Origin of the sequence: Blautia acetigignens (assembly GCF_025566865.1) — a bacterium.
GTDB lineage: Bacteria > Bacillota > Clostridia > Lachnospirales > Lachnospiraceae > Blautia_A > Blautia_A acetigignens.
This window is the reverse complement of sequence record NZ_JAOQJM010000009.1, coordinates 65,890-79,128: the sequence shown is the minus strand read 5'-3', so window position 1 is coordinate 79,128 and position 13,239 is coordinate 65,890. Positions and strand designations below refer to the sequence as shown.

Below are 13,239 nucleotides of genomic sequence, written 5' to 3'. Positions count from 1 at the left end.
ATGGATATTCTGAACATTGAGAACTGTACGATCAGCTACCAGGGGCAAAAGGCCGCTGTAGACGATGTTTCCCTTTCCATCGGAGAGAAGGAGATTGTCAGCATTGTAGGTGAAAGCGGCAGCGGAAAAACAACTTTAATTCGCGCGATTCTGGGAATCCTGCCTCCTGGAGGCAAGGTAACAGACGGAAAGATTTTATTTCAGGGAAAAAACATTCTGGAATTGGATGAACGCTCCCTACAGAAAATCCGTGGAACGGAAATTGCAATGATTTTCCAGGATGTTGGAGCTTCCCTGGATCCTATCCGTATCGTGGATTCTCAGTATCGGGAGTCAATTCTGGTTCATCGCAAAATGCCGAAGGAGGAGTGCCGCGGACTGGAGAAAAAGATGCTGACAAAGATGCATCTGACAGATCCGGAACGTGTGCTTGGCTCTTATCCCTTTGAGCTTTCTGGCGGAATGAAGCAGCGCGTGGGAATTGCCATGTCAATGACTGCAAGGCCCAAGCTGCTGCTTGCAGATGAGCCCACTTCTGCTTTGGATGTAACGATCCAGGCAGAGGTTGTAAGAGAAATGAAAAAGCTTCGTGAGCAGTATCAGGCAGCGATCATTCTTGTAACCCACAACATGGGAGTTGCTTCCTACATTTCAGATAAGATTGGAGTTATGTGTCAGGGAAAACTGGTGGAGTTCGGAAAGCGGGATGATGTGATTTTCCATCCGAAGCATGAATACACCAGAAGTCTTTTGGCAGCAGTGCCAAGGCTGGAGGGAAAACGATTTGCAAAGTAATGAGATTCTTCTGGAAGTGATGGATCTGAACAAAACATTTCCGGTAAAAAAAGAAAAACTGTATGCAGTAAATCATGTTAGTTTTTCCCTTCAGAAGGGCGAATGCCTGGGAATCGTAGGAGAGAGCGGCTGCGGGAAAAGTACCCTGGCCAGAATGATCGCCGGGATCACTCCGACTTCCGATGGAAAGGTTTTGCTGGAGGGAAAAGATTATATCGGATTGAAAGGCGGCGAGAAAAGGCGTTTTCGCCGCAATATCCAGATGGTATTCCAGGATCCTTTAAGTTCATTTAGTCCAAGAATGAAGGTGGGAACCTATCTTATGGAAGCCAGGCGGAACTTCGATGGGATCAGCAAAGCAGAAGGTCTGAAAGAAGTGGGCAGACTGCTTCAGGAGGTTGGACTTCCAGAAGAATTCGTCAGCCGCTATCCTCATGAGCTTTCCGGCGGTCAGCTGCAGAGAGTGGCAATTGCCCGTGCGATTTCCATTCAGCCCAAGCTTCTGATCTGTGATGAGGCAACAGGGGCGCTGGATGTCTCCATACAGAATCAGATTGCGCAGCTGCTGGTAAAGCTTGTAGAGGAAAAGAACATTGGCTGTCTGTTTATCGGCCATGATCTGGCTCTGGTAAGGAGCGTAAGCCAGCGGATCGCAGTGATGTATCTTGGCAGGATCGTGGAGCTTCTGGAAAGCGAAACCCTTGGTGAGAAGGCTATGCATCCGTATACAAAAATGTTGCTGGGTTCTATTTTTGATGTGTACTGTGATCAGAATGAAGAGATTGCAGCGCCAAAGGGCGAACCTCCCAGCCCTCTGAAAATCCGGAAGGGCTGTGCCTTTGCAGAGCGATGCAGTTGGTGTTCAGAGAAGTGTAAGGAAAACGTACCGCCTCTGCAGGAAGTAGAACCGGGACATAAGGTGGCTTGTTTTCAGTTCACGGAATAAGAAATAATATTCAGGTGTTTTTAGAAAAAGGTTGTTCGAGAGCGTATCGAACAACCTTTTTTATGCCTTGCAGTGCAAGCTTCTGATGGATAAGAAATCAGGTGTATTTCTTTAAAGCCACGACCGCAACAATTTAGTGCCGTTTAGAACCTGCTCGAGAAGGTACAGGGCACCCTGGCAGCCAACGTATGTTTTGGGAATTACGTGAATGTATCCGGAACCGGGATTGGCTGTTTCAATTCCGAAAATGTTATTGCTGTAGGTATTTAATTCCACAATAGTGTTTGCGCCGGCCAGGAGAAGCACATTATTGACAGCTGCAATATCCTGTTCCAGGGCATCTTCACAGTGAAGCTCCTGAAGCTTTTCCCGGATCAGATTTTCTGTATGGCACTGGGTGTAAAGAGGATGGATCGCCTTTGGTTTAATGCCAAGATAACCGGAAAGGAAATCTACATACCCACAGAGGACAGAAGGTTCTCCTTCTGCTGCATAACGAAGATCTTTGGGGAAACCGCTGCTTCCCATGCAATGTGCAATGTAGTAGAAAGCCCGGGCGCGGTTTTCTTCAATGTCATCTAATGCGGCGGTGCAGTCTGTGCCCAGCAGTTCTGAAATTTCCCGGACAAATTTCTCTGTAAGATCAAAGCCGATGGGCATGCCTCCTGTTTCGTAAACCGGTGCATTAAAATGAGTGCGAAGGTACTCGGCTGTTTTTTTGCACCGTTCCGGACAGAGAATAATATTAGCATCTGCTTCCCCAATGGTACGGAAATCGGAGACCGGGCAGTTGATGCCAACTGCTGTATGAACTTCAATGCCGCACAGTTTTAATAGTCTGGTGATTTCTTTAAGGCCGCCTTCCGGAAATTTCTCATGGGAGTCAAAGCCGAAAAGATTTACACGGGGAGTGGCGGTATCTTTGTTCCCAGATGAAGTCCGGTCGCATAAAAGCTCCATCAGGCGAACAGTGGTCTCATCATAGCCAATCATGGAATTCTCTGAAAAGGCAGGAGATTCAATGAAAAGGTGGGGAATCTGAAATTCACTGCTGATCTCATCAAGCTCTGGTTCTAAGGCTTCTCCCAGAAGAGAAGTGCCGGGTGTCTGGATCACAGTAAAAAGGTCGTATTTTCTTTCCGCAAAAAAATCATTCAGCGCACGGTGCAGCTGTTCCCCGGTTCCGAAAATGTAGTCTGTGTAGCGCAGATTGGTTGCCGGAGTGCGGGCGCTTCCCACACAGTACTGGCTGCGCAGCAGGTGGTCATCCATGGCGTCCTCCAGCTGAAGTTCCCCGCGAAGACTCCACAGGTCAGATCTTCGCACTACAGAATCTACGCCGCTGAAGGTGTAGTAAGTTTTGCAGCCAATAGGACCATTCAGGATTACAAGGTTGTTTCGGATTCCTTCACAGGCGGAGATGGCACCTGTGATGTGATCAGCGACAGAGTTTCTCAAATATTGATTTGTCATGCTTCCACCTTCCTTCTAAAGAGTTTTCAAACAGCTGGCTCCACCGCAGGGCGCATTCGGTTCCTGCGAAGAAGCCGGAACCAACGTCCCGGGACAGATTTGCTGTGAAGATATCAGCCGGAATACAGGCCTGGGCAATGGAATGATTGAGTATGATAAGGTCCGGCTTCTTCTCTGCTATGGATTTTTTCAGGGATTCCAGATTTCCATCCCAGTCCTTTGAGAACTGGTGTCTCCAGTCGATAGTTCTGTCCTCCTTGCTGCCGATGAGGATGGAGTCTACTACATTCCAGTCAAGATCGCGGGACAGCTCAAAGATCCAGTCGATAATTTTGTTGTTCAGGAAAAAGAGTACTTTTTTATTTTTATACAAAGGCTTCAGTGCATCAATCTGGTTGCGGTACTGAAGCTGTTTTTCTGCGATTACCTGCTCTGCTTCTGCAGTTTTGCCATAAAGTCTTCCTACCATGCGCAGCCAGTCAGCGGTTTCCGAAAAGCCTCTGGGAAGTTCCCCGTCCAGAAATTTGCAGCCATATTTCTCTTCAAATATGTTCTGCAGCTGATGGCCCAGCTCATCATAACGGGCCATAATGGAATAAGGTGCTTTCTTAAACTGGCGAATGTTTTCCATGAACTCAGCGCAGAGAAAACGGCAGTTGATGCGGATGCCCATTTTTTCCAGCATGTCCTGAAGATCCATAAAGTTCTTGTCGGTCTGGGAGGAGATGGTGGGTTCATAGACAATGTTGATGCAGTCTGGTTCTGGTGTCACATCAGAATCCACAGCTTCCAGGGCCAGGGTTTTGTAGCAGAGAGCCATGCCGTCATTGTAGTCTCCGGCTTCGATTCCGTCGGTGTGGATGATATACATATTCACTCCAAGAGTTTTCAGTTCTTTTTGAAGAGGAACCAGGTCATCTCCGCTTAATCCAGGAATGCAGGCGGTAACAGCGATGATATTGCGGATCCCCCGCGCTGCCATTTCCAGTGCTTTCTGCCGGGCATGGTCTATGCCGCCATATACAGCATCATTTACTGTGATATCCGTGTTTTCGAACTGTCTTGGGACAAAGGCGGGATAGAGGATTCCACGTTCATATAAGCCTCTCCTGGCGTAGCTGCTGAAGCCATTGATGGCATACCAGGTGCAGCTTTTGGGGGCATGGCCGAGAACGGCGGCATCTTTTATGTGGATGGCAAGGTCAACTGCGCCCCGGTAGGCACAGCCGTATAAAGGAACACGGCTGAACGGGTCAGACAGTGCCCGCTTCTTGGTTCCGGAAGGCGCAGCTGGTGTTGGGGGAATCACAACTGCAGGCTTCTTTTCCTGAACAGGTGCTGTGGCCTGGGAAGGGGTGTCGCCGCGCATAAATAATTCCATCTGCTCTTCGGATAATGGCTGAGCAGGATAAAGCCTGGGCTGGTTTAAAAGCTTCCCTGCAAGTTCGAGGAAAATCTTGGCTTCTGTGCTGTCTGGATCCTTTTCTACAAGAGTCATGGCTTCTTTTTCTGCCTGGGCAAAGCTGCTGCTTCTGGGGATGCGGGCAAGAATGGGAAGGTGCACAGCCTGTGCGAAATCTTCTACCCGTTTGCTTTCGTCGCCTACGCCGCGGCTGTTGTAGATGATTCCGGCAATCTGGCTGCCATTTGGATTCAGGTTTTTGATTCCGCAGAGAATGTTATTGGCGGCATAAATTGCCATAGATTCTCCGCTGGTTACAAGAAAAACGGCATTGGCATACTGTCTGCGGACAGGAACGGCAAAGCCGCCGCAGACAACATCACCAAGCACATCATATACGATCTGGTCATAATGCTCCATGGCGTGGAACTGGTTGAGAAAATCAAAAGCGGTCAGGATTCCGCGTCCGGCACAGCCCATTCCAGGTCTGGGACCTCCTGCTTCCACGCAGCCAGTGTCCAGAAATCCTGTCATTAACACATCATCCAGCTTTTGTTCGTCTTCAGGGGTATTTAAAAGATAGTCCAGAATGGTGACAACCTTTCTGCCGTGGTGCAGAAGACGCGTGGAATCGTGTTTGGGATCGCAGCCGATCTGGAGTACTTTGCTGCCGCAGGCCGCCAGGGCAGCACTCAGATTGGCGCTCATGGTGGATTTCCCGATTCCGCCTTTTCCGTAAACTGCAATTTGCATGATGTTCCTCCTCTGTGTATTTTTACTGTGTATAAGGATATCATATAGGGGTGGCGGATACAATGTCTGCATGGGAGAAAAAGGCGTTTTTTCCAGAGCTGCGGCACATTTTCTGGCATGGAAATATTCTTATAAAACCAGTTGAACTTAAAGGTCAACAGTTGTAAAATTTATTTATAAAACTGACCTGGACAGCTTTCTGACATCAGAAAAAAAGCCATGATGTTAGAAGGCTGTTTTTATATTTTGTTTTGGAAAGAAGATGGTGGAAAATGAGGGTGAAAGGGTTATGAGGAAGCGAGTAATGGCGCTGGTCAGGGGGATTTTGCTGGTGCTGATGACGGCTTGCGAGACGTTTGCAGCGGCTGTGCCGCAGGAAGATACGCCGGAGTATAAGATTGGATTTTATGCGTTTGACTGCTATCATATGTAGGATGAGGACGGGAGACGTTCCGGTTACGGTTATGAGATGATGCAGGATGTTTCCAAATATCTGCAGTGCACGTTTTCTTATGTAGGCTATGACAAGACCGCAAAGGAATGCGAGGAAATGCTGCGAAGCGGAGACATTGACATTTATACTGCAGCAAGGAAAACGGAGGAAAGAGAAACGGAATTTGCTTTTTCCAAGCATCCGGCGATTACAGCGACCACATGCATGAACGTGAAGGTGGGCAACACGATGTAGTGGCCGGTGACTATTCTACCTACAATGGCCTGCGCATCGGTCTTCTGGCACGGCATACCTATAACGACAGCTTCAAGGAATTTGCCAAAGAAAAAGGCTTTGACTGTGAGATTATTTATTATGAAACTCCTACAGAGCTTACCGATGCACTGATCAATGATGAGGTGGATGCGCTGGTAAACAGCTACATCCGCATTCTGGAAGATGAGAGTGTGATAGAGAACTTCGGACAGACCCCATATTACATAATGGCCCGCAGGGAAGACCAGGATTTGATCGACCAGATCGACAATGCCATTGACTGCATGAACCGGGAAACACCGAACTGGAGAGCGGAACTGTACAACAAATATTACGGTTCCCAGAATCAGAATACGGAGTTCACAGATGAGGAGACGAAGCTTCTTGCAGAGCTTCAGGAGTCCGGTGACGTGGATGTCTGGATGGATGTGGACGGCAGCTACGATAAGGAAGGAACCTTTGCGTACAAAACCACAGATCCTTATCTGACCACAACCGTATCGGTTCTTAGAAAGCGTGGCTCCTCCAGTAAATTCCAGAAGCTGGCAATGGTAAGCAACAATATTTCCATCAGACAGATTATCTCCGAGATGTGGCCGGAGGTAGAAGTTATAACCCTGGAAAACAATGAAGACTGTGTTGAAGCAGTTACAACAGGCAATGTGGACGGTGCGCTGCTTATGAGCTACACAGCCCAGGAACTGGCGAGAAATGATGTACAGAATCGTTTAAGCGTAGATATTGTTCCAGGTGCCGCCCTGAGCATGGAAATGGGAGTCAATGCCAGGGATGATTACCACTTTTATGGACTCTGGGAAAAAGCGCTGGCAGATATTTTCCGGCAGCTTGGCGAGGAGATTGTACAGAAAAACACGGAGGCGGTAACAGAAACCAGCATAGTGGCATTCCTGTTTGATAATCCCGTTTATCTGATGGTGGTGCTCGCAGCGATTTTCCTGATTCTGTTTTTCGTTATTCTGTCAGTGCTGTCTGTGAAGAGTAAAAATAAACAGCAACGTATTGCGGCAGAGCTTGCAGCAGCACTTACGTCTGCCAAAGAAGCCAATGAGGTCAAGCAGAATTTCTTTTCCAAGATGAGTCATGATATTCGGACTCCGCTGAACGTGGTTCTGAGAATGACGCAGATTGCACAGAAGTATAAGAACGACAGCGCAAGGCTGGAGCGGTCTCTGTAAAACATTACTACAGAAGGCAATTATCTGCTGACGCTGGTGAATTCCATTCTGGATATGAACCAGCTGGAATATGGATATATTGAATTTCACTTATAATACCTGGATCTTACTTGGGCTGTTTGCGGTGAGTCTGAACAGCATTGGGATCTCCTATAAGGTGGGATATTCGGTGGCGATTGCCCTTCGGTACATCCCGGATATCCAGAGGGATTATCACAGCATCAGCCAGGCACAGCAGGCACGAGGCGTGGAGCTGGGAATAAATGAGCACTTTTTTGCAAGGCTGAAGAACTCAGTGAATATCCTTCTTCCGCTGATCCTTACCAGCCTGAACAGAATCGACACCATTTCCAACGCCATGGAGCTGCGCGGCTTCGGCAAAGACAAAAAACGAACCTGGTACACCAGACGCCCCTTTGCAAGAAGGGATTTCATTGTACTGGGAATCGGCGTCCTGCTGCTGGTGATCAGTTTGACAGTGACGATAAAGTTGGGAAGATTTTATAATCCATTTGTTTGATAAGAGGGTTTTATTTTTGAAAATGGCTTCAGATCTGTCGGGAGATGGATTTGGAGCTTTTTTAATTGTAAACGGGTGGGGGAAATGATAGAATCATGGGATAGGAAGATTTATGACAAAGGAGCAAAAAGGTTATGAACTTAAAGCATATTTTTGAATCAACAGACTTCGTTCATGCAAGCGGAACGAAGGAGGAACTGCAGGTTGCAGAGTTTCTGAAGAGCCAGTGTGAGGAGCTTGGAGTGCCTGCGCATCTGGAAGGATTCCGGGTGGCAATGGGAGACATTGAAGAGGTTCATCTGCTGGCGGATGGACAGGAGATTCCATGTAAGGCTCTTAGTTGCTGCGGAAGCGGAGTGGTGGAAGGGGAGCTTTATTATATGCCGGGAATGGATCCGGTTTCCCTGGCTGGTGCAAAGGACAAAATCGTGCTGTTGGATCAGGGCGTTGGATTTTTCAGCTACCATGATCTGATGAAAGCTGGGGCGAAGGGACTTATTTTCCAGTACGGAAACGTGCATTATCCAAATACAGATATTGACCAGCGAGATCTTCGCGAGGCTGCAGTTGGGGAGGAGCGCAAGGTGCTTTGCGCTATGATCCATTCCGGCCAGGCTATGGAGCTTGTGAAAAACAAGGTGAAAAATATCCGCCTGGAAATTTTCCAGCATGAGTATGACGGGGAATCCCACAATGTAATTGCGGAGATTCCAGGAAAAAGAGAGGAATACATCGTGCTTAGTGCACATTATGATACCACCTCATTGTCTCACGGCGCTTATGATAACATGAGCGGCTGCGCGGGTCTGCTTGGAATTATGGAGCAGCTGAAGGATAAGGAACTGAACTATGGACTGCGGTTTGTATTCTGCGGCAGTGAGGAGCGCGGACTTCTGGGTTCTAAGGCGTATGTTCGCGACCATGAATCTGAACTGGAAAAAGCGGCGCTGAACATTAACCTGGATATGATCGGAACTTACCTGGGAAAATTCATTGCATGTGTTTCTGCAGAGGATAAGCTGGCGCATTATATTTCTTATATGGCAGCAGAGGTGGGATTCCCGGTAGAGGCGAAACAGGGCGTTTATTCCAGTGACTCTACTCCATTTGCGGACAAGAGTGTTCCGGCCCTTTCCTTTGCCCGTCTTGCAAGCTCCAATGTGGCACCAATCCACTGCCGCTATGATTTGATGGAAGTGATGTCTATGGAGCAGCTGCAGAAGGATATTGATTTCCTGGCGAAGTTCACAGAGCGTTTTGCCAATGCAGTTGTGTGTCCGGTTTCCAGAGAGATTCCGGAGAAAATCAAGACAGAATTGGACGAGTACCTTTTCAGAAAAAGAAAAGAGCAGTAAAAAGATGAAGTACAAGGTTATGGAAATTCAGGAAGACGTGGATTTCGGCTGTGAGGAGAGAAGTGAGGGGTCTCCGGTTATGGCAGTGGTGCTTCTTAGAGGCGAGGACGGAAGCGAAATGATGACCCGCCAGGCGGACCAGATGCTTTATGACGGGGGAATTGAGGAAGGGGATTCAGTTGTGTTTGATGAGAGATATGAGCTGGTGAAGCTGCTCTAGAGCCTTTTTCAAGCACGCTCTAGAGCTATGAAATCGGGAGGGACACTGTATGAATGGGGAAATAAAAGTTGCGGTTTGCGATGACCTGGAAGAAGACCGCCAGGTTCTTGTGAATCTGCTTTCTGAGTATACAGACAAGAACAATTTATATGTGAAAATCCAGGAATTTACTTCCGGTGAGGCATTTCTGGCTTCGGATACATCGGAGTATTCTTTGGTTTTTATGGATATCTTTATGGACGGCATCAATGGGATGGAAACTGCCAAAGCCCTGATCGTCAGGAACAGCCGGGTGCAGATTGTGTTTGAAAGCACCAGTACGGAATTTGCAGCGGAAGCTTTTGACATCGAAGCGCTCCACTACCTTGTGAAGCCTGTGAAAAAAGAAAAGCTTTTCGGAATCCTGGACCGCTTTTTCGACAGCGTTTACTCCCTGAGGACTGTGAACGTGAAAGTAGGACGGCTGGAAGAGAGCATTTATCTTTCCGACATCCTTTATGTGGAGGCCGATGGAAAACGGGCAAAAGTCCACACCAAAAAAGGCGTGATGGAGGTATCCATGTCTGTTGCAGAGCTTGAGAGGGTTTTGCCGGAAAAAGAGTTCTGCCGCCCTATCCGTTGGGCGCTGGTTTCCATGCGGGAAATTGCGGCAATGCCTACCGATGTGCTGAAATTATCGGATCAGACAGAAATTCCCATCAGCCGTTTAAAGCGCAGGGAAATACAGGAAACCTTTGCGGATTACAGCTGGCGAAGCACCAGACGCCGCATGCGGGGAAAAACAGGATAATTTTATAGTTTTTGGAAAAACATCAGGAGGAATAAGGATGGGACATCTATATTTTGTGAGACACGGGCAGACCATCTGGAATGTAGAAAATAAGATTTGCGGTGCTACAGACATTGCGCTGACAGAATTTGGTCATGAGCAGGCTGTGGAGACCGGAAGGAAGATTGCGGAAGAGGGAATTAAGGCAGATGAGATTCTGTACTCACCGCTGATTCGTGCGGCAGAAACTGCAAGATATATTTCCGAAATCACCGGAATTCCAAGAAGAGTGGAGCCAAGGCTGATTGAGCAGAATTTTGGAAAATGGGAGGGCACGCCAAGAAACGGTGCGGATTTCAAAAAGGCGAAAGAAATTTTCGCCTGCAACTATGAAGGTGGGGAATCCATGCTTCATCTGGCACAGAGAATTTATAATCTGCTGGATGAGATCAAAGCAGAGTCCGGGGAGAAGACTTATATTCTGGTGGCACATAATGGAATTGCCAGAATGGTGCAGTCCTATTTCCATGATATGACAAATGAGGAATATGCAGCATTTGGAGTAAAGAACTGCGCGGTTGTGCGTTATGATTTTGACGAATAGGAGGAAATGACAGAATGGGTAAAATTATCGATCTTTCAGCAGTTATGGAAAAAGAGGAGAAGCTGGAGCAGATTGCGGATTATATGGGAGAACTGAAGGATGAGTTTGCAGCGCTGATCCAGGAGTTTGACGAGGACGGCGCAGACCAGAGAAAATTGGATACTCTTACTGAGGCGCTGGATGCACTGGAAGACGCTTACGATATGGTAAATGAGGTTTTATAAGAAGGATAAACCCTAAGAACAAAAGGTTTCGGAGCCCTGGTATTTTAATTTTATCCATTAAATCCTAAAAACCTATTGACATAGTGGGTTAATAGTGGTAATATCCATTCAACGGATGAAAAAGCAATATGTACCACAGTTGAAAATAATATTTCGCCAGTATAAAAACTGCAGTTTTGGCAGATACGGCAGGGCAGCCGGGAAAGGAATGGATATGGCATACTATAAGGGAACACTTGGATTAATTGGAAATACTCCGCTTGTTGAGGTAACAAATATCGAAAAGGAACTTGGACTGGAAGCTACCGTTCTTGTGAAGCTGGAATACTTTAACCCGGCAGGAAGCGTTAAGGACAGAATTGCCAAGGCTATGATCGAGGATGCAGAGCAGAAGGGAATCCTGAAGGAAGGTTCCGTTATCATCGAGCCTACTTCCGGAAATACCGGAATCGGTCTTGCATCTATTGCAGCAGCTAAGGGATACAGAATCATTCTTACCATGCCGGAGACCATGAGTGTTGAGCGTAGAAACATTCTGAAAGCATACGGCGCAGAGCTGGTTCTGACCGATGGAACCAAGGGTATGAAGGGTGCCATTGCCAAGGCGAACGAGCTGGCAGCGGAGATCCCGAACAGCTTTATCCCAGGACAGTTTGTGAACCCGGCGAACCCGGCTGTACACAAAGCTACCACAGGTCCAGAGATCTGGAAAGATACTGAAGGCAAGGTTGATATTTTCATCGCAGGTGTTGGTACAGGCGGAACCCTTACCGGAACTGGTGAGTATCTGAAGGAGCAGAACCCGAATGTGAAGGTCGTAGCTCTTGAGCCTGCTACATCTCCTGTATTATCCGAGGGCAAAGCTGGCCCGCACAAGATCCAGGGAATCGGAGCCGGATTTGTTCCGGAAGTTCTGAACACCAAGATTTATGATGAAGTTTATAAAGCAGAAGCTGACGAAGCATTTGCAACAGCGAAACTTCTTGCTCACAAAGAAGGAATCCTTGTAGGAATCTCCTCCGGTGCTGCATTAAGCGCTGCAATAAATTATGCAAAGAAACCTGAGAACAAGGGCAAAGTAATCGTAGCCCTTCTCCCAGACACCGGTGACAGATATTATTCTACACCGCTGTTTACTGAGTAAATTCCGGATTGCCGCGCAGCGGTCTTAACGGAACATTATAAAAGCGAATAAACATAAGGACTGTCGTAACGGATATGTTTGAACAAAGCATTTCACCGCGGCAGTCCTTTTTGTCAACGGCGAAACAATATACTTAAACCCAACTATAACTAATCCCATTGACATACTAGGGTATTTCATAGTAACATAAACCAAATTGTTATTTCGCGCAGGGAGGAGGCCTTCCAGTGTGATAAACAGCATCAAACTTCCATAGGAGGATAATCAAATGAGTGAAGCAACTGCAACTAAAGAACAGCAGATCAAATACGAGAACCTGAAAGAATACTTACGCAGCCTTGGAAGCGTAGCCGTAGCTTTTTCAAGCGGCGTAGACTCCACCTTCCTTTTGAAAACTGCCCATGATGTACTGGGGGACAAATGTCTGGCGATTACTGCTATGTCCTGTTCTTTTCCAAAGAGAGAGCTGGAAGAAGCCAAGGCCTTTTGTGAAAAAGAAGGTATCCGTCACATCACAGTAGAGTCCGAAGAACTGGAAATCGAAGGCTTCTGCCAGAACCCGACCAACCGCTGCTACATCTGCAAGAAAGAATTATTCGAGAAAATCTGGGAGATTGCCAGAAAAGAAGGATTAAATGCAGTAGCAGAAGGCTCCAACATGGACGACAACGGCGACTACAGACCAGGACTTCAGGCTGTAGCAGAGCTTGGGGTAAAGAGTCCGCTGCGCCACAGCGAATTATATAAAGAAGACATTCGCGCCCTTTCCAAAGATCTTGGCCTTCCAACCTGGGAGAAACAGTCCTTTGCCTGTCTGTCTTCCAGATTTGTATACGGAGAGACCATCACCAAAGAAAAGCTTGGCATGGTAGACAAAGCCGAGCAGCTTCTCCTGGACCTTGGCTTCCACCAGCTGCGCGTCCGCATCCACGGCACCCTGGCCCGAATCGAAGTACTCCCGGACGAGCTCCCAAAAGTACTTGAAAACCGCGAGCAGATCGTAAAAGCCTTTAAAGAATACGGATTCACCTACGTAACCATGGATCTCCAGGGATACCGTATGGGAAGTATGAACGAGACTTTGAAGAAATAAAATTCACTTTGAAAAATATGCAAACAGGATTACAGC

General features: G+C 47.4%; 15 protein-coding genes. 13 read left to right on the top strand and 2 right to left on the bottom strand.

Going from position 1 to position 13,239, the window contains the following annotated elements:
• Together OCV70_RS11930 and OCV70_RS11925 are read left to right on the top strand one after the other, a co-directional pair.
• Window positions 1-795, top strand: a complete 795-nt coding sequence (locus tag OCV70_RS11930; protein WP_021925277.1) for an ABC transporter ATP-binding protein — start codon at window positions 1-3, stop codon at window positions 793-795.
• Window positions 785-1,741, top strand: a complete 957-nt coding sequence (locus OCV70_RS11925; protein ID WP_021925276.1) for an ABC transporter ATP-binding protein — start codon at window positions 785-787, stop codon at window positions 1,739-1,741. The genes OCV70_RS11930 and OCV70_RS11925 overlap by 11 nt, the downstream gene beginning before the upstream one ends.
• Window positions 1,742-1,852: 111 nt before the next feature.
• On the opposite strand, the gene OCV70_RS11920 is transcribed toward OCV70_RS11925, so the two are convergent.
• Entirely contained in the window at window positions 1,853-3,214 is a 1,362-nt protein-coding gene (locus tag OCV70_RS11920) for a nitrogenase component 1 (protein WP_021925275.1), read from the bottom strand.
• On the bottom strand, window positions 3,180-5,369 hold the full coding sequence (locus OCV70_RS11915; protein ID WP_021925274.1) for a nitrogenase component 1: 2,190 nt from the start codon (window positions 5,367-5,369) through the stop codon (window positions 3,180-3,182). The genes OCV70_RS11920 and OCV70_RS11915 overlap by 35 nt, the downstream gene beginning before the upstream one ends.
• 289 nt (window positions 5,370-5,658) lie before the next feature.
• Between OCV70_RS11915 and OCV70_RS11910 the strand changes: the two genes are divergently transcribed.
• The 11 genes from OCV70_RS11910 (at window position 5,659) to larE (ending at window position 13,203) form a co-directional block, all read left to right on the top strand.
• Window positions 5,659-5,802: a hypothetical protein gene (locus tag OCV70_RS11910; RefSeq protein WP_173767073.1), complete on the top strand. Its 144-nt coding sequence runs from the start codon at window positions 5,659-5,661 to the stop codon at window positions 5,800-5,802.
• A gap of 36 nt (window positions 5,803-5,838) precedes the next feature.
• A complete protein-coding gene (locus OCV70_RS11905) occupies window positions 5,839-6,057 on the top strand; it encodes a type 2 periplasmic-binding domain-containing protein (RefSeq protein WP_021925272.1) in 219 nt (72 codons plus the stop codon).
• Window positions 6,024-7,274, top strand: coding sequence for a transporter substrate-binding domain-containing protein (locus OCV70_RS11900; protein ID WP_262579718.1), 1,251 nt, complete (start codon window positions 6,024-6,026; stop codon window positions 7,272-7,274). The genes OCV70_RS11905 and OCV70_RS11900 overlap by 34 nt, the downstream gene beginning before the upstream one ends.
• A gap of 70 nt (window positions 7,275-7,344) precedes the next feature.
• Window positions 7,345-7,794 carry an energy-coupling factor transporter transmembrane component T family protein gene (locus OCV70_RS11895; protein ID WP_021925270.1) on the top strand — a complete coding sequence of 150 codons (450 nt, stop codon included), beginning with the start codon at window positions 7,345-7,347 and terminating at the stop codon, window positions 7,792-7,794.
• Window positions 7,795-7,928: 134 nt separating this feature from the next.
• Entirely contained in the window at window positions 7,929-9,149 is a 1,221-nt protein-coding gene (locus OCV70_RS11890) for a M28 family metallopeptidase (RefSeq protein WP_021925269.1), read from the top strand.
• A 4-nt stretch (window positions 9,150-9,153) separates the two neighbouring features.
• Window positions 9,154-9,369 (top strand): hypothetical protein, encoded by a 216-nt coding sequence (locus tag OCV70_RS11885; RefSeq protein ID WP_021925268.1) that lies wholly within the window; start codon window positions 9,154-9,156, stop codon window positions 9,367-9,369.
• A gap of 49 nt (window positions 9,370-9,418) precedes the next feature.
• Window positions 9,419-10,159, top strand: coding sequence for a LytR/AlgR family response regulator transcription factor (locus OCV70_RS11880; protein ID WP_021925267.1), 741 nt, complete (start codon window positions 9,419-9,421; stop codon window positions 10,157-10,159).
• A 37-nt stretch (window positions 10,160-10,196) separates the two neighbouring features.
• Window positions 10,197-10,742 (top strand): histidine phosphatase family protein, encoded by a 546-nt coding sequence (locus tag OCV70_RS11875; RefSeq protein ID WP_021925266.1) that lies wholly within the window; start codon window positions 10,197-10,199, stop codon window positions 10,740-10,742.
• A gap of 14 nt (window positions 10,743-10,756) precedes the next feature.
• The gene (locus OCV70_RS11870; protein WP_021925265.1) at window positions 10,757-10,966 is read left to right on the top strand and encodes a hypothetical protein; all 210 of its coding nucleotides are present in this window, start codon (window positions 10,757-10,759) and stop codon (window positions 10,964-10,966) included.
• Window positions 10,967-11,180: 214 nt separating this feature from the next.
• A complete protein-coding gene (cysK, locus tag OCV70_RS11865; RefSeq protein ID WP_021925264.1) occupies window positions 11,181-12,110 on the top strand; it encodes a cysteine synthase A in 930 nt (309 codons plus the stop codon).
• Window positions 12,111-12,378: 268 nt separating this feature from the next.
• Complete coding sequence (gene larE, locus OCV70_RS11860) at window positions 12,379-13,203, top strand: ATP-dependent sacrificial sulfur transferase LarE (protein ID WP_021925263.1); 825 nt, start codon at window positions 12,379-12,381, stop codon at window positions 13,201-13,203.
• Window positions 13,204-13,239: the final 36 nt, after the last annotated feature.